The organism is Tardiphaga sp. GW821-FHT12E02 (assembly GCF_058807155.1).
This window is the reverse complement of sequence record NZ_JBXAQK010000001.1, coordinates 1,900,437-1,917,204: the sequence shown is the minus strand read 5'-3', so window position 1 is coordinate 1,917,204 and position 16,768 is coordinate 1,900,437. Positions and strand designations below refer to the sequence as shown.

The 16,768-nt window shown below is 62.4% G+C and carries 16 protein-coding genes; 7 read left to right on the top strand and 9 right to left on the bottom strand.

Annotated elements, in window-relative coordinates; translation table 11 throughout:
• Nucleotides 1–108: 108 nt before the first annotated feature.
• From phnE (AC1RQ5_RS09055) to phnC, 4 genes are all read right to left on the bottom strand, one after another.
• Nucleotides 109–957: a phosphonate ABC transporter, permease protein PhnE gene (gene phnE, locus AC1RQ5_RS09055; RefSeq protein ID WP_493198363.1), complete on the bottom strand. Its 849-nt coding sequence runs from the start codon at nt 955–957 to the stop codon at nt 109–111.
• Nucleotides 954–1,838 carry a phosphonate ABC transporter, permease protein PhnE gene (phnE, locus tag AC1RQ5_RS09050; protein WP_493198361.1) on the bottom strand — a complete coding sequence of 295 codons (885 nt, stop codon included), beginning with the start codon at nt 1,836–1,838 and terminating at the stop codon, nt 954–956. Before phnE (AC1RQ5_RS09050) ends, phnE (AC1RQ5_RS09055) begins: the two co-directional genes overlap by 4 nt.
• Before the next feature lie 206 nt (nt 1,839–2,044).
• Nucleotides 2,045–2,983 carry a phosphonate ABC transporter substrate-binding protein gene (gene phnD, locus AC1RQ5_RS09045; RefSeq protein WP_398479413.1) on the bottom strand — a complete coding sequence of 313 codons (939 nt, stop codon included), beginning with the start codon at nt 2,981–2,983 and terminating at the stop codon, nt 2,045–2,047.
• 117 nt (nt 2,984–3,100) lie between these two features.
• A complete protein-coding gene (gene phnC, locus AC1RQ5_RS09040) occupies nt 3,101–3,916 on the bottom strand; it encodes a phosphonate ABC transporter ATP-binding protein (protein ID WP_493198359.1) in 816 nt (271 codons plus the stop codon).
• 186 nt (nt 3,917–4,102) lie between these two features.
• Here phnC and AC1RQ5_RS09035 point away from each other — a divergent pair, with 186 nt between their 5' ends.
• The 3 genes from AC1RQ5_RS09035 (at nt 4,103) to AC1RQ5_RS09025 (ending at nt 6,714) form a co-directional block, all read left to right on the top strand.
• The gene (locus AC1RQ5_RS09035; protein ID WP_493198357.1) at nt 4,103–4,747 is read left to right on the top strand and encodes an LbetaH domain-containing protein; all 645 of its coding nucleotides are present in this window, start codon (nt 4,103–4,105) and stop codon (nt 4,745–4,747) included.
• A 2-nt stretch (nt 4,748–4,749) separates the two neighbouring features.
• Nucleotides 4,750–5,934 carry an alpha-D-ribose 1-methylphosphonate 5-triphosphate diphosphatase gene (locus tag AC1RQ5_RS09030; protein ID WP_493198355.1) on the top strand — a complete coding sequence of 395 codons (1,185 nt, stop codon included), beginning with the start codon at nt 4,750–4,752 and terminating at the stop codon, nt 5,932–5,934.
• Nucleotides 5,935–6,012: 78 nt separating this feature from the next.
• Entirely contained in the window at nt 6,013–6,714 is a 702-nt protein-coding gene (locus tag AC1RQ5_RS09025) for a DUF1045 domain-containing protein (protein WP_493198353.1), read from the top strand.
• Here AC1RQ5_RS09025 and AC1RQ5_RS09020 read toward each other — a convergent pair.
• The gene (locus AC1RQ5_RS09020) at nt 6,711–7,922 is read right to left on the bottom strand and encodes a class I SAM-dependent DNA methyltransferase (RefSeq protein ID WP_493198351.1); all 1,212 of its coding nucleotides are present in this window, start codon (nt 7,920–7,922) and stop codon (nt 6,711–6,713) included. The two genes, AC1RQ5_RS09025 and AC1RQ5_RS09020, sit on opposite strands and share 4 nt — an antisense overlap.
• 403 nt (nt 7,923–8,325) lie before the next feature.
• On the opposite strand from AC1RQ5_RS09020, the gene AC1RQ5_RS09015 reads away from it, so the two are divergent.
• Both AC1RQ5_RS09015 and AC1RQ5_RS09010 read left to right on the top strand, forming a co-directional pair.
• Nucleotides 8,326–8,559, top strand: a complete 234-nt coding sequence (locus tag AC1RQ5_RS09015) for a hypothetical protein (protein ID WP_398479426.1) — start codon at nt 8,326–8,328, stop codon at nt 8,557–8,559.
• Between the two features lie 167 nt (nt 8,560–8,726).
• Nucleotides 8,727–8,951, top strand: coding sequence for a hypothetical protein (locus AC1RQ5_RS09010; protein ID WP_398479428.1), 225 nt, complete (start codon nt 8,727–8,729; stop codon nt 8,949–8,951).
• A gap of 25 nt (nt 8,952–8,976) precedes the next feature.
• On the opposite strand, the gene AC1RQ5_RS09005 is transcribed toward AC1RQ5_RS09010, so the two are convergent.
• The 3 genes from AC1RQ5_RS09005 to AC1RQ5_RS08995 form a co-directional block, all read right to left on the bottom strand.
• The gene (locus AC1RQ5_RS09005) at nt 8,977–9,942 is read right to left on the bottom strand and encodes a VOC family protein (RefSeq protein WP_493198349.1); all 966 of its coding nucleotides are present in this window, start codon (nt 9,940–9,942) and stop codon (nt 8,977–8,979) included.
• A 132-nt stretch (nt 9,943–10,074) separates the two neighbouring features.
• Nucleotides 10,075–11,601 (bottom strand): hypothetical protein, encoded by a 1,527-nt coding sequence (locus AC1RQ5_RS09000; RefSeq protein ID WP_398479432.1) that lies wholly within the window; start codon nt 11,599–11,601, stop codon nt 10,075–10,077.
• Between the two features lie 54 nt (nt 11,602–11,655).
• Nucleotides 11,656–12,948, bottom strand: a complete 1,293-nt coding sequence (locus AC1RQ5_RS08995; RefSeq protein WP_493198347.1) for an adenylosuccinate synthase — start codon at nt 12,946–12,948, stop codon at nt 11,656–11,658.
• Nucleotides 12,949–13,376: 428 nt separating this feature from the next.
• On the opposite strand from AC1RQ5_RS08995, the gene AC1RQ5_RS08990 reads away from it, so the two are divergent.
• On the top strand, nt 13,377–13,901 hold the full coding sequence (locus tag AC1RQ5_RS08990) for a FecR domain-containing protein (RefSeq protein ID WP_493198345.1): 525 nt from the start codon (nt 13,377–13,379) through the stop codon (nt 13,899–13,901).
• A gap of 5 nt (nt 13,902–13,906) precedes the next feature.
• Nucleotides 13,907–15,787: a CHASE2 domain-containing protein gene (locus tag AC1RQ5_RS08985; RefSeq protein ID WP_493198343.1), complete on the top strand. Its 1,881-nt coding sequence runs from the start codon at nt 13,907–13,909 to the stop codon at nt 15,785–15,787.
• Nucleotides 15,788–15,812: 25 nt separating this feature from the next.
• Here the strand turns inward: AC1RQ5_RS08985 and AC1RQ5_RS08980 are convergent, their stop codons facing one another.
• Entirely contained in the window at nt 15,813–16,730 is a 918-nt protein-coding gene (locus AC1RQ5_RS08980) for a PhzF family phenazine biosynthesis protein (RefSeq protein ID WP_493198341.1), read from the bottom strand.
• Nucleotides 16,731–16,768: the final 38 nt, after the last annotated feature.

Genomic DNA, 16,768 nt, shown 5'->3' with positions numbered 1-16,768 from the left:
CGCCGTCATTGCGAGGTCAAGGAAAGCCTTCGGCTTTCCTCCTAGCGTAGCGACGAAGCAATCCGATTCTTTGTTCTGGATTGCTTCGCTGCACTCGCAATGACGGAGTTACGCGACAGCCCGTCGCCCGATGATCGCGAAACGGAGGCGGCTGGAGATCCAGTCGATGGCCGCCACCGCCACCAGAATCATCAGGATCAGGAACGACACTTTCTGCCATTCCAGCACGCGGATCTGCTCGGCCAGTTGCAGGCCGATGCCACCGGCGCCGACGATGCCGATGATGGTGGCCGAGCGCGTGTTGGACTCGATGAAGTACAACACCTGCCCGGCAATCACCGGCAGCACCTGCGGCATCAGGCCGAAACGGATTTCATGCAGCGGGCTGCCGCCGGAGGCGCGGATGCCCTCGACCTGCTTCTTGTCCGCGCCCTCGATCGCCTCCGAGAACAGTTTGCCGAACGCGCCGAAATCCGACACCGCGATGGCGAGCACGCCGGCAAAGGGCCCAAGGCCGACGACATTGATCCACACCAGCGCCCAGATCAGCGTATCGACGCCGCGGATCGTATCGAGGGAACGCCGAACCGGGAAACGCAGCCAGGCGGATGGAATGACATTGCGGGCAGCGAGGAGACTGACCGGCAAAGCGAGCAAGGCAGCGAGTGTAGTGCCGAGCACCGCGATCGACAGCGTCTCGCCCATCGCCTGCAGATAGGCGGGCAGCGAGGCGCCAGGATCGGGCGGGATCATCATCATGGTGATCCAGCCAAGCTGCTGGATGCCGTTCAGCATGCGCGCCGGCGAGAAATCAAGTTCGACAAGACCGAAGATCAACAGCGCCAAAGCAGCCATGATGACCGTCGGTGCCGCTGCGCGCGATTTCAGCGGGCGATTGAACACGTCAGGATAGCGGCCGCGCAGCTCGCTGGTATTGACATCAGGCTGCTGGTTCACGACCGCGTCTCCTTGCCGAACAGGCGGCCACGCAGCCAGCCGGTGCCGATATCGATCACGAAGACGGTGACGATGATCATCAGCAGGATGGCACTGACATCCGAGTAATAGAACTTGCGCACGGCGACCACGAGCTCCTGCCCGATGCCGCCGGCGCCGACAAAGCCCATCACCGAGGCGCCGCGCACATTGATCTCGAAGCGCAGCAGCGTGTAGCTGGCAAAGCCTGCGGAGACCTGCGGCAGCACCGCGAAGCGCATGCAGTCGATCCAGCTGGCACCGGTGGAGCGGATGCCTTCCACCGGCTTCATGTCGATATTCTCGACGATCTCGCCATACAGCTTGCCGAGCGCGCCGACACAGTGGATCGCGATCGCCAGCACGCCGGCCATCGGGCCCAGGCCGAAGGCGATGACGAAGATCAGCGCGAACACGATGTCCGGCACCGTACGGCAGAATTCCATGAAGCGCTTGACGACGAAACGCAGCCAGCGCGACGGCGCGGTATTCTCGGCGGCGAGGAAGTTCAGGCCGAATGCAAGCAACGCGCCGACGATCGTGCCGACGAAGCTGATCAGCACGGTCTCGCCGAGCAGCTTCAGCCACTTGTCCCACCCCCAGAACCATTCGCCGACATCCCTCCACACCCGCACGCCGCTATCGAGCGTGAAGATGCGATCGAAATAGCTGAAGAAATTTCCGATCTTGGCGACGAAGGTGGAAACGTTCACTTCTGCGCCGATGGCCGCGACGAACAGCACGACAGCGCAGGCCACGACCGACAGCAGCGTGCGCAGCCGGCGACGCGACACTGCCTTGCGATAGGCGTCGTTCAGCGCGGCAAGCTGCTGGCTCGGCAGAATGGAAACGGCGGCGGACATCTGGTGTGGGCTTTCAACTCGTCGTCCCCGCGAAGGCGGGGATCCATCATCACGGTCGATTTCATAGAAGCGACAAAGCCGCCATCATCGAGATCCGACTAGATCCACAGCGTGTATGGGTCCCCGCCTTCGCGGAGACGACATGGAGTGGACTATAAAAAAGGAGCCGGATCATACCCGATCCGGCTCCTGTCGGAAGTTGGGCCTTACGACGCCTTCTTCTTGCGCAGGGCGTCCACAAACTTGATCAGGTCGATGGTCGCGTCCCAATCCTTGGTGGTCGCTGCATGGAAGCCCTTCTTCTGGCCATCCGACAGCTTATCAAAGGCAGCCTTGTCCTTGGTCGGGGCTTCCTCGAACGCCTTGCGGATCGCGACCTTCAAATCTTCCGGCAGGTCCGAGCTATAGGCATAGGGGCCGTTGATGATCGGGGCCGACTTGTGGACGATGCGGAAGTCGTCCTTCTTCATCGGCGTGCCGTCGGCATTCTTCAGCATGCCCTTGTGGAGCATCTGCTGCAGGGTGGAGTCGGCATCGTTTGTCCACTGATTGGCAGCGACATCGACGGTGCCCTGCGACAGTGCCAGCAGCGCGTTTTCGTGGCTGCCGGTGAAGACGACCTTGCTGAAATAGGTGTCGGCATCGGTGATGCCCATCTTGTCCAGCTCAAAGCGCGGCACATTGTTGCCCGAGGTCGAATTCGGATCAACGAGGCCGAGATTCTTGCCCTTCAGCTGATCGATCGACTTGTAGGGGCTCGTCGCCTTGACGAAGAACACCGAGTAGTAGCCGGTGGAGCCATCGATATTGATGTCGTTGGCGAAGGCGTCGGTCTTCACACCGGTGAGACGGGCGCGTGCGAACGAGGCCGAACCATAGCTGGCGATCTGGATATTGCCCGAGCGCTGGCCTTCGATCACGGCGGCATAGTCATTTGCGATACGCAGATTGACCTTCACGCCCAGCTCTTTCGAGAGATAGGTGATGAACGGCCCCCAACGCTCGGTCACGCCCGAGGCGTTCTCGGCCGGGATGATCGCAAAAGTGAGTTCCGGATATTTGGCCTTGTAGTCCTGTGCCGAGGCGGAGCCGGCGGCGAAAGCGAGCACGGCGGCGCCGAGCACGATGGAGCGACGATTGATCATGGCAATCCCTGCGCGATCTGGAGAGGTGACGGAGTTTCTTATGGGTAGACGAAACGTCTATCGCCGCGATGACATCTCTCGCCTGACAGTCAGGCTGACATCCTCGCGGCAATTCATTCAGGCGACGGCAGCGGCCCCGTATTCAGGCACGCGCGCACCAGCCGGCACATGCACCGGTGCCGATCCCATCACCTCATCGGCTTCGAGATCGTAGAGTTCACGTGCGATATGTTCGGTGAGCTGGGCAGGCGCGCCGTCGAACACGACACGGCCGGCGGACATGCCGATCAGGCGATCGCAATAGGTGCGTGCCAGATCGAGCGAATGCAGGTTGCACATCACGGTGATGCCGAAATGCTTGTTGATGCGCAGCAGCGCATCCATGACGATGCGGGTGTTGCGCGGATCGAGCGAGGCAATAGGCTCGTCGGCGAGAATAAGGTCCGGCTGCTGAACGAGCGCGCGGGCGATGGCAACGCGCTGCTGCTGACCACCGGACAGCTGATCGGCGCGCTGCGAGGCATATTGCGCCATGTCGAACTGTTCGAGCGCTGACATCGCCAGCGCCCGATCCTGCTCCGGCCACATCTGGGTCAGCGAACGCCACTGCGGCATATCGGCGAGGCGGCCCATCAGCACATTGGTGAGAACATCGAGACGGCCAACGAGATTGAACTGCTGGAAGATCATCGCCGAGCGCGCACGCCATTGGCGCAATTCGCGGCCCTTCAGCGCGGTCACATCCAGGCCGTCGAACATGATCCGGCCGGATGTCGGTTCTGCCAGGCGATTGACCATGCGCAGCAAAGTCGACTTGCCCGCACCGGAACGCCCGATCACGCCGACAAAGGAGCCCGGCGCGATCTCGAAATTGGCATTATCGACCGCCGCCTTGGCACCGAAACGGCACGTCAGGCCTTCGACTGCAAGCATGTGTAACTCCAGCGTTAACAAACCATGCACGCCTATCGCTGGCGGATGACAGCGATGTGACGCGACTGTCACAATGCCCAACCCGCAGCCCTGCACCGCACGCAGATGCAATTTCATTCACGCGTCACGTCACTGTCACGAAACGGTCTGATGACGTGCGCGCCCGCTACAGGTCATGGATGTGTCATGGTTGGAAAGATGTTGTCGCTCGATCCCGCGATCGAGCCGAGCGCGAAGTTGAAGGACGCAACATTCGGCCGCTACAATGAAGTCGGCGCCCGCACCGTGCTGCATGAAGTGTCGATGGGCGACTACTCCTATGTCGAGCACGAGGCCCAGATCGCCTATGCAACGATTGGAAAATTCTGCTCGATCGCGTCCCTGACCCGGATCAATCCCGGCAATCACCCGATGCAGCGCGCGTCGCAATCGCATTTCACCTATCGCGCCAGCGCCTATTTTCCGGGTGAGGCCGACGATGCCGATTTTTTCGCATGGCGCCGCGAACACCACTGCACACTCGGCCACGATGTCTGGATCGGCCATGGCGCCGTCGTGCTGCCGGGTCGGCATGTGGGCACCGGCGCGGTGATCGCGGCAGGCGCCATCGTCACCAAGGACGTCCCGGCCTATACGATCGTTGGCGGCAATCCGGCTCGACCGATCCGTCGCCGCTTTTCCGAAGCCGTGGAACAGGGCCTGATGGACCTCGCCTGGTGGGACTGGGATCACGACACATTGCGACAGGTGCTGCCGGATTTCCGCAGCTTGTCGGTGGAAGACTTCTTGAGCAAATATAAGGGCGTCAAACCGCCGCAGCAGATGGGCTAAATATGACAGAAATCTATATCGAAGGTGGACGGACCCTGCTCGGTCAGGAGATCGGCGAAACCTCGCTCACCATCTCGGGCAGCAGCATCGCGGATATTGCTGGCACCGCGCAGGGCGCGCTGGGCCTCGATGCGCGCGGTCTTCTTGTCATGCCGGGCATTGTCGATATCCATGGCGACGCCTTCGAACGACAATTGATGCCACGCCCCGGCGTCGATTTCCCTGTCGATGTGGCGCTGATCGACAGCGACAAGCAGGCGATCACCAATGGCATCACCACGGTTTTTCACGGCACCACCTGGTCCTGGGAACCCGGCCTGCGTGGTGCCGAGAATGCCCGGGGCCTGCTGTCGGCGATCGAAACGTTGCGTCCGCATCTGGCGGCAGACACGCGCTTTCATCTGCGGCAGGAGACATTCAATCTCGATGCCGAAGATGAGATCATCGGCTGGATCAAGGATCGCCGCATCGATCTGCTCGCCTTCAACGACCATATGGACCTGACCGGGATCACCAAGCCGGCGAAGCGCGCCAAGATGGTGGAGCGCACCGGCCTCAGCAGCGAAGCCTTCGATGAATTGGTGAATCGCGTGCTCTCGCGCGCAGATCAGGTGCCGGCATCGATCGCGCGGCTTGCCGAAGCGGCCAATGCCGCTGGCATCGCGACGCTGTCCCATGACGACAACAGCCCGGCGATGCGCGCCGGCTTCCGCGATCTCGGTGTCCGCATTGCGGAATTCCCCATCAACGAGGAAACCGCCATCGCGTCAGCCGAAGCCGGCGACTTCATCATTTATGGCGCCCCGAATGTGGTGCGCGGTGGCAGCCATACCGGCTGGACCAAGGCCTCCGACATGATCGCCAAGGGCCTGTGCTCGGTGCTGGCGTCGGACTACTATTATCCCGCGCAATTGCTCGCAGCGTTCCGCCTCGTGCATGACGGCATTCTTGCGCTGCCGCAGGCGTGGTCGCTGATTTCTGCAGCGCCCGCGCAGGCCGCAGGCCTCACCGATCGCGGTGACATCGCGACCGGCCGCCGCGCCGACATCCTGCTGATCGACGACAGCGTGGCGCTGCGGCCGCGCATTGTCGCGGTGATCGCCAATGGCAAACTGGTGCATCTCGCAGATGCGCAGCGGCTGCGACCTGCGACGCCCCTGCGACAAAAGGCGGTTGCTGCCGCCTGAGACGAGGTTTTCCTCACGCGCATGACCTTATCCGGAAACCGGTATCCACTTTCCGGGATCATGCTTTATGCTGGGACCATGAGCGAATATCCGAGATATGCGATCTATTTCGCACCCGACGCCGACCGCGCGCTGACGCGGTTCGGCGCCGAAACACTGGGCTACGATGCCTATAGCGGCCATGACATCGATCATCCCAAGACCGTCGTCGCCGATTTTCCGGATTGGGCCGGCATCACGGCCGATCCCCGGAAATACGGTTTTCATGGCACGTTGAAGGCCCCCTTCTCGCTCGCGGGCGACCAGAGCGAAGAGGACCTGCTCGCGGCCCTCGTCGAATTCGCGGAAGAGCCGCGTGAGATTCCGATCATCGCCCCGGTCGTTCGCACCATCAGCGGCTTCACCGCCATTGTGCCGGACGAGACGGACGACGATCTGGATTTACTTGCTGAAGCCTGCGTCCGTCATTTCGAGCCGTTTCGCGCCCCGATGACCGCGGAAGATCGCGCCCGCCGCAAGCCGGACGGACTGACACCACGCCAGACCGAGCATCTCGACGATTGGGGTTACCCTCATGTGTTCGAGGATTTCCGCTTCCACATGACCCTGACCGGCCGGCTGACGGAAGAACGCGGCGCAGCCGTGCTGGCATTGCTGCAGCACCGCTTTGCCGAGCTCGGGATCGATGAGTTGAAGATCGACAGCGTGGCGCTGTTCAAACAGGATGGCAAAGACACGCGCTTTCGTATCATCAGCCACGTGGCGCTGACGCAAGACTAGCGCCGTTGCCAGACATAGAGCGCGCCTTTGGCAGGCGCGTTGGCTTCAAGGCGGATATCGACAGCCTCGCGTTCCAGCAGTTCGAAATGCGGATAGGCACAGCGGGCGACATAATCATCCGCATGGGCGAAGCGACCGGATGGCAGCAGCGCGAAACCGTTGGATGTGCTCTCGACGCTCGCCGCAAAGATGCCGCCGGATGACAGCGACTGCGCCACAGCGGACATGATGGCATCGAGCTTGCCGAAATAGATCAACGTATCCGCCGCGAAGACGAGATCGAACTCAACCGGATGAGCTCCGAGATGCGCTAGCGCTTCGGCATGGGTAAGCGTGTCGTAGATGCGGCGACGCTCAGCCTGTTCGAGCATTCGTGCGGAGAGATCGACGCCGCTGAGCTTGCCAGCGAGAGGCCTGAGATGGGCGCCGGCAAGGCCGGTGCCGCAACCGAGATCGAGTGCATGATCGAATGAAGCGCAATGGCGCTGCACCAAAGCGGCCATGCGCTCCGGCACGCGATAGCCCAACACATTCACCAGCTTGTCGTCAAAGCCTTCGGCAAATGCGTCGAAATGCGCCGCCACATAGGCGGGCGGCACGTGATCGACGGCGCGACCGGCGACCGCATCGTTGAGATGGCGCTGGACCGCATCACCGGGCTTAGCTGCGATCAGCAGCTCTCCGAGATATATGGCAGCAGCACGATGGCCATAGGCGCTCAACAGACCGAAACCATCGCGGATCACGACATCGATCGGCTCGGCTTCCACGCCAGCGTGGGCCGGATAGTCGGCCAGCGCGTCCTCGGTCTTGCCGGCGATCATCATGGCGTAGGTTCGTGCGCGTGCGTAGCAGCGCAAGCTATCGCCCTGCAGCGGCATGGACCGCGAAGCAAGCCCGAAGGCTTCGGCGCTTCCTGAAAACTGGCCGACCATATAAAGCGACTTGCCAAGCAACAGGCCGACTGCGGCATCGGCAGCCCCTGCCGAGACGACCGCTTGCAGTTCTCTGGCAGCATCGCCATATCGCGCCGACCTGAAATAGGTCACGCCCAGCCCGAAGCGGGCATCGATGAGGTTGGCATCATGCGCGAGCGCTTGCCGATAAGCGCGCTCTGCCGTTGCGACATCGCCGGCTGCATCCGCTGCTGCGGCGCGGCTCAGCCATGTCTGTGCATCGGCTGCACCATTGTCGGGAAGTTCTGCCATCGGACGCCGTCTCGAAATTGTCAGAGACGACCAACGCGCCTCGAATCGAACACCGTCTTCATCTAGACATGCTGCAACTGCGTGGAAAGACGCTCCGATGCCACATGGCGCAGCGCAAACCGACACGCAGCCTTGCCTGAACCTGATCCGCCATTCGTTCGACCCATGCATGCGCATGACACGCATCGTAGACGCATGCATGTGCGGACATCCCAGCCACAGGAATGCATCGCATTTTACGTTTCGAGATATTCCAGTGGCGCCCGCCTCACAAAACATCGATACGTTCAATCGCGACCATCAACACAATGTCAGAGCGTGTCATCCACCTTTCATCACGCTGACTCAGAGGCGCCCTAAACCGCCACTACACAGTCCGCACACCTCGATCATGGAGTGCATCATGACGACCAACCCGACGACACAATCGCAGACGCCGCCGTTCGACGCGCAGCGTATTGCCGTGCTGCGCCAGGTGCTGGACATCGCCGTGGAGCAGATTGCCGTGCAGCACCGCACCCCGGCGACCAAGGCCATGATGGCGCAGATCATCGTCCGCCACGCCGCCGATGGAATCACCGACACCGGCGCTCTGGTGAATCATGCCGTCCAGGCCGGTGCTGCAGGCGCGCCGTAGCCCTGAACCTGGCCCGCGAACGGCCACGGAAGGTAACTGCTTGCGATTTCAGCGTGTTTGCAACGCATAAAAGGCTACCGCCACAGCTTCGCGGCATCGCCGCCACGTCTTCGCCAAATTAAGCCGCGACTTTTAACCTCAAGCCAACGACTTGGGGTCTTTTTTACGTGGTGGCTTTTCTTGGGGACATGATGGAGGCGACGATGATCATGTCTGAAAATTATCTGCGCGACCGCGCGGAAGATTGCAGCCGGTTGGCGCAACAAGAGAGCGACCTCGACATGCGCAGCATGCTGGCGGATCTCGAACTTGATTATCGTGCGAAAGCTGTGCACGCCGCCGCCAAGGGCTGGCGCGACGCGCCACGCTATTTCGACCGCCCACACGCATAGGGGTCACTCGGTCGAGACGGCTCGGCTACGCTTTTAACAAGCGAACCTGCGTGCCCCATGGATCGGCAACGGCGAACCCGGCCGATATGGCTTCGCTCGTCATGCCCGCTTTTGTCAGGCGCTGTTTGCAATCGGCCAGCAAAGTATCATCGGCAACCGCGAGCGAGAACCAGGCAAGTCCGGTCTCAGCGACGTTTCGCGTGTGTGCGCCCTGGCTTTGCCAGACATTGATCCCGAGATGATGGTGATAGCGCCCTGACGATAGAAAGGCTGCGCCTGCGCGTTCACGCGTGCGCTCCATTCCAATGATCCCTTCATAGAAGGCACGCGCGCGCGCGACATCACCGACACGCAGATGCATGTGGCCGATGCGCAGCGCCTTGGGCGCGACATCATATTGATCGCGCGTGGTGTCCGTCAGCTTCACGATATCGTCGATGTCGAGCTGGTCCGAGCCCATGCTCACGCTGTCGCCCACCCACAGCCACGCCGAGGTCGGCCGATCGGAATAGACCTCGATGCCATTGCCTTCGGGATCGTCGAGATAGGAGGCTTCGCTGACGTGATGATCGGCAAAGCCCGTGAATGGCAAGCGCATCAGCGCGGCATGCACCAGCCAACGCGCGAAATCGGCCCGGCTCGGCATCAGGAAGGCCGTGTGATAGAGCCCGGCCCCGCTCGGCCCGGCGAGTGGCGCCGTGGGCCGGTGGATCAGATGCAGCAAAGCTACGCCATCGACGCCGAGAACGACTTCACTGGCGTTTTCGCTGATGGTCGTGAGCTTCAGGAGATCCGTGTAGAAACGGCGCATCGCGGCAAGATCGCGCACCCGCAACGCCGCGGCGCCAACCCGCATCGGTGTCTGCTGCGCAAAAGGAAGCGGCGCGGCGACGGGGCCGACCACGCCTCCTTCGGCTCGTACCGCGCCAAGCAACGCTGCGTTGCTGGCGGCGAAGGCGGCGAGTTTCAGCACCTGACGGCGCGTGGTCATGGCGGTTGTTCCTGCGTCGAACGGATAATCGTCGATAGAAATGCAGGGGAACCGGGTCAAGTCACGTTGGCGTGGGGATTTTTGTCATCGTCCCCCGGCGCATCATTGAGCGTCGGCGACGACGGCCGGGGGCTACTCGCCCCAGGCCGCAAATGCATCGTTGAATGCACGCTCGCCAGGCGAGCCCTTCTCGATGGCGATGATGGCACGACGCTGGTTCGTGTAGACCAGCGGAATGTCAAACCAGGAACGCTCCTTCAGGAGCTGCAGGTTGCGGACCTTGTCGCTTTCCACATTGCTGAGGCCGACCAGGAAGAAGCCATCGGTGACCTTCACCGCGAGACCGGCCAGCGGGGTGCCGCGCGCCTGCTCATTGGACTTCATCAGGATGCCCGGCACATTGGCAACGCCGCCGCCATTGAAGTCCTGCGGCAGAACGAAAGTCAGCTCCGCCGTGTGGCTCGCCGGCAGCGTGGAATCGTTGTTGCGGCGGAACGACATGGTCATCTTGAACTTGCGCTCGGGAATGTCGATGTCGGCGCGCACGGCGACATCGCCGGGGCGACCGCCGCTGCCCTTGATCTGCTCGGTGCGCCACACCACCGTACCGACGAACTGCTTACCCTTCGGCTCCGACGGATCCTCGTCATAGAGCACCACGCGCTGCGCCACAGGCGCAACCTGATCGGATGGCTGGCCGACGCGATCGGTGATCTTCGGCCGCGGCGCCAGCGCCCCGTCCTTGTTTTCGCTGGTCGGCGCCGGCGTGCTGCTGCTGCCGCCGAGACCGCGCACGAAGGTCATGATCTGCGGGCCCGCCACGAACGCGCCGCCGATGAGGATCAGGACAAGACCGAGGATGAGAAGCGTCTTGAACGGGAAACCACCGCTGACGCGTTTCGGCTTTGGTGCCTTCTGCTTCTTGGCATCCTTGCCGCGCGCGGGCGGAGCTACGGGCTCGGCCGTGTCCTGCTGGTCGATATGCTCGTCATAACCAAAGACAGAACCGCGATCTTCCATGCTCGGCTCGAGCCGGTCGAATTCTGGCGTCGGCGACGGCACATTGGCATAGGTTTTACGTGCCGCACGATTAGCCTGCGCCGCGGCGCGGCCGAGATCATCGACATCGGCGGTGACGTCGCGGAAACCACGCATCGCGGCATCGCCACGATCGTCGCGGGCTTGCGGTGCAGCCGGCTGGTCCGGACGGCGCGGCGGCACGGGACGGCTGGTCCCCTGCTCACGCGGAATCGGCGGCGGATCGACACGCAGCGTTCGTGGCGGGCGCGCCTCATCCGGCGCACGCGGCGGTGTCGGCGTGATCGGCTGGCGGCCACGCGGCGACGGCTCGATCGGCGGCGAACCGGGGCGCTGGCTGGCCGTGCGGAACGCATCGCCGGCCCGCGACCGATTGGCATCCGTGGTCCGCGAGGCTTCACGAGCGCGCTGTGCCGCTTCAGATTCGACCTTGCGGACGGCTTCCTCGAGCGACAGCCGCTCGCGGGTGATCTCGGATTCCGAGAGCGGCGGCTCGACGCTGCGCAACTGTGCAATCAGCGCCGTGCGGGCGCGTTCATAGAGGGCACGGCGCTGCTCACCGGGGGCACTGGGGTCCAGGCCGGCGATGGCACGGGCAATCAGGGGATAGTAGTCAGCCATCTCGACTCAGTTTCGCGGGGTCCCTCAATTTGAAAGCCAACCGGTAATAGTTCGTTAAGCCTCAAACGGATTTTGTACCAAGATCGTGTCGTCGCGCTCTGGACTTGTGGAGAGCAAAGCGATCGGGCAACCGACCAGTTCCTCGACGCGGCGGACATATTTGATCGCCTGGGCCGGAAGATCAGCCCAGGAGCGCGCATTGGCGGTGGGCTCTTTCCAGCCTTCGATCGTCTCATAGATCGGCTCGATCCGCTGCTGGGCACCCTCGCCCGCCGGCAGATGGTCGATTTCCTTGCCGTCGAGCTTGTAGCCGACGCAGACCTGAATGGTGTCGAAGCCGTCGAGAATATCGAGCTTGGTCATGGCAAGGCCGTTGATGCCGCAGGTGCGGACGGTCTGGCGCACCAGCACCGCATCGAACCAGCCACAACGGCGTTTGCGGCCGGTGTTGACACCGAATTCCTTGCCGCGACGACCGATCTCTTCGCCGATCTCGTTGTCGAGCTCGGTCGGGAACGGACCGGCGCCGACGCGGGTCGTGTAGGCCTTGCAGATGCCGAGCACATAGCCGACCGCACCTGGACCGATGCCAGTGCCGGTCGCAGCCTGGGCGGCGACGGTGTTCGACGACGTCACATAGGGATAGGTGCCGTGATCGACATCGAGCAGCGCGCCCTGTGCGCCTTCGAACAGGATGCGCTTGCCCTCGCGGCGCTTGTTGTCGAGCAGCTGCCACACGGTTTCGGCATAGGGCAGCAGCGCCGGTGCGAAGGAGGCCAGGTCCTTGACCACATCGGCCGCCTTGAATTCATCGAGGCCGAGGCCGCGGCGCAGCGCATTGTGATGTGTCAGCAGGCGCTCGACCTTGTGCGGCAGTGTCTGCAGATCGGCGAGATCCATCAGACGGATGGCACGGCGGCCAACCTTGTCTTCATAGGCCGGGCCGATGCCGCGCTGGGTGGTGCCGATCGCAGTCGCCTTGCTGGCATTCTCGCGCAGCGCATCGAGTTCGCGGTGCAGCGGCAAGATCAGCGTGACGTTCTCGGCAACACGCAGATTGTGCGGGCCGACATCGACGCCCTGCCCCTTGAGCTTGGCGACTTCATCGACGAAGGCCTGCGGGTCGAACACCACGCCATTGCCGATCACCGACAGCTTGCCGCCACGGACGACGCCCGACGGCAGCAGCGCCAGCTTGTAGGTCTTGCCATCGATGACCAGCGTATGGCCGGCATTGTGGCCGCCTTGATAGCGGGCAACCACGTCCGCCTGATCCGACAACCAATCAACGATCTTGCCCTTACCCTCGTCGCCCCACTGGGCGCCGACGACGACAACATTGGCCATTTGGCGCTAGTCCTCTGAAAAAACACGCGTCAAAGCGTGATCGCTGCGGAAAACGGTCTGCCGTTTACCGGACCACGCCCAGGCATCCGCCCAAACGCGCCAGAAGACGCTGTCTGCGATGCAAACCGGGAATAAAGGAAGAAGGCGGTGAAGACAAGCGCAAGGGCCGGAAAAACGCTCACGTCAAGCGTCGGCAAACCTTTGATATCCCCTGAAAATTTCAGAGAATACGGCGACATTCTGGCGACGTCCGGCAAGATTGCGAATGGGTCGCATTCTCACTTAAGCGTGAGCTGGCTTGATCTGGCTTATGCGCTCTATCGCACTGCAAAACACACACCCTATATGGCTACCGCCGCCAAACTCTCGCGCACGTTGAGAGAAAGCCATCGATGCACGTACACGCATCATCTTTCAGGAGCCGTCCCATGAACGTTTTCACCCGGGCATCCATTGTGACCCTCGCAGCCGTTATTGCGTGCCTTGGGGAGGCTGTGGCGCAACCGGCTAATTTCGGCTGCACCGCATCACCGTCACCTGCCCTGACTCAGACCCTGACCTGCAATGGCGGCATCACCATCGTGGTGGAAAGCGGCGCGCAGTTCACCTTGCTGGACCGTGACCGCAATGGCCGCGTCGATGCCGTCGATCTGCAGAGCAAGGCGGTGCTGGTCAACGTACCCAAACAAAAGGGCGGACGTCGCTTCGAAGTGCTGACCCCGCAGGCGATTGCCGCCGTGCGGGGGACAGAATGGGCCGTAGATGCCGAGGGCAACAAGACCTCCGTCTTCGTCCAGGCCGGGCGCGTCGGCGTCCGCCGGCCTGCGCAACCGGGCAGCGTCACCCTCAGACCCGGAGACGGCGTCGATGTCGACACTACGGCTACGCCGCTCGTGGTTCGCCGGTGGCCAGATGCGCGCGTGGCCGCGCTGATGGCTCGTCTCGGACGTTGACGCTGATGATCAAAGGCCACGGGCTATGGACACCGGTGACGGTCGTTGTGGCCGGCCTCTGGGCTGCAGCGCTCACGCTCGGGCACGGTTCGACTGACATCGGCTTCATTGATCGCATCGAGGCCACCTTCACCGACCTGCGCACGCAGATCCGCGGCCCCAAGGCACCGCCGGATCTCGTCACCATCATTGCCATCGACGATCAGGTCGTGCGCGAGCAAGGCCATTACCCGTTGCCCCGCGCGACGCTGGCGCGACTTGTCGAGGAGATTGCCAGATACAAACCGAAAGTGCTCGCCCTCGATGTCCTGCTCATCGATGCCGGACCGGCACAGGACGATGAAGCGCTAGCGAGGGCACTCGGCACGACCAAGTCTGTGATCGCTGCAGCTGCGACGTTCAACGAAACCCGGCAGGCGGTTGGGAGCAAGGACGGCGGTCCATTCGCCGAACTCCCGATTGCGTCGGATTTTCTGATGCCGCGAAAGCAGTTTGCCGATCAGGCCGAGGTCGGCATCGTCAACCTCAACACCGATAGCAGCGGCGCGCCGCGCGCGATGCCCATGCTGATCCACTCCGCCGACCGGATCATGCTGTCGATGCCGTTGCGCGTGGCCAGCGCGGCATCCGATGATGAACTGGTCATCGACAACAACACGTTCAGGTTGGCCGGCCGTGGCGTGCCGACCGATGTCGGCCACCTGCTGCCGATGTCCTATTACGGCCCGCGCGGCACCATCCGGACCATCGGTGCGTCACGCGTAGTGGCGGGGGATATCACGTCGTCCGACATCGAAGGCCGCGTTGTCGTACTCGGTGTCACCGTGACGGGCGGTGGAGACACTTTTTCGACGCCATTCGACCCGGCTATGCCAGGTGTCGAAGTGCTATCGACGGCGATCACGCATCTGCTGGCAAAAGACACACTGATCCGCAACGCGACCATCCGCCTGTTCGACGCCGGCTTTGCCATCGCACTTGCCATGTTGTGCGTCGCATTGCTGGCATGGCGGCGCAATGCCGCCGGACTGCTGGCCATTGTTGCGGTCGTGTCGCTATGGGCGATACTGAATACCATCGCCTATGCCCATGGCATCTGGATGAGTGCCGCCTTGCCGCTGGTTGCCGCCGGACCACCGACGATTGCCTTCGGCGCCCTGCAGATCTGGATCGGCCGAAAACACGCAGCCGATCTGGATGCCCGTAGCGCATTGATGCGCCAATTCCACGCGCCGCGTCTGCGCGACTGGATCCTGGCCTATCCAGATTTTCTGCTGCATCCACGTCATCAGGACGCCGCGGTCATCTTCATCGATCTGTCCAGCTTCACGACCCTGAGCGAGACCACCGATCCGCACATGATGCGCGAGATGCTCAAATCGTTTCACGCATTGATCGACGACGTGACGGTCGCCCATGGCGGTCTCGTCATCAACTTCATGGGCGACGGGGCGATGATCCTGTTCGGATTACCACAGCCGGCCGATGACGACGCTGCACGCGCCGTGCAGTGCTGCATCGATCTGACGCGTGGCGCCGAGCGATGGCTCGAAACGCTGCCCGCGTCGATATCCGCCAAGACCGGCTTCAAGATTGGTGCGCATTTTGGTGAGATCGTCGCCTCGCGGCTCGGCGGCGACAGCTACCAGCACATCACCGCAACCGGCGATACCGTGAATATCGCGAGCCGCCTGATGGAAGTCGCCGCGAGCCATGGCGCCCACGTTGCCATGACCGACAGCCTGCTCTGCAAGGCCGGCGATCATTCGTCCATCCGGAACACGGGCATACTATCCGGGCCTACTCTGGTCAAAATCCGCGGTCGGCGCACAGGCGTCAACGTATGGTTCTGGCAAAGCGAACCTGGACAGACGGGCCGCTCCTAGACTGGATGCACGTCTGCGCATCTTGCTAAGCAGGAATCGCAAGACGTCCCTGCATGAGAGGAACACAGCGACCTGCGATACGGACACGCTCCACCTCTCCGCCGCGCTTCTCGACGTCGATCTCGATCCTGCTCGGCCGCCCCATCTCGATCCCCTGCTCAATGACAATGTTTGCCGTCATGTCAGCCCGCGTGTCGAGGCTGCAGAGATAGGCCGCAAGTGCCGCACAGGCACTGCCTGTCGCGGGATCTTCCGGGATATTGCTGAGCGGCGCAAACATCCGGGCACGCAAATGCTCGATACCCTTGCCCGTCCGGACATAAGCGAAGGTGGCGAAGCGATCATCGCGGTGCCAATAGGCGCGCCCAGCCAGCGTGAATGCCGCCATATCGGGGCTTGCAGCAGCCAGCGCGTCGAGACCGGCCAGTTCGGCGACCGCAAATGGCAAGCCGACCGATACGATGCATGGCTCATGCGCATCGACGACAATGGCGCTGGGCTGAAGCGACAGACATGCCGCCATGGCATCCAATGCAACCACCTTGCCGATTGCCAGCGCTTGCGGCGCGACAAAGCCCGCGCCGACCGTGCGGCCATCCTCCCGCATGAGATCGAGATGAACGAGGCCGGCCTTCTCCTTAAAGATCATCTGCGCGCCAACCGGCTTGCCGAAGATCTCGCCGCGACCTCCCAGCACAAAAGCCGTGCCGACATTCGGGTGCCCCGCAAACGGGATTTCATCCGTCGGCGTGAAGATGCGGACGCGTGCGGTGTGAGCGGGGTCGTCAGGCGGAAAGACGAACGTCGTTTCGGAGTAATTGAATTCGCGCGCAATCTTCTGGAGGTCAGCCTCAGCAATCCCCCGTGCATCCAGAAACACTGCGAGCGGATTGCCGCCGAATGGCGTATCGGTGAAAACATCGACGGTCACATAGTCGGACATGGCACACCTTCTTCGTGGCGGCAAAGCTGCGATTGGCA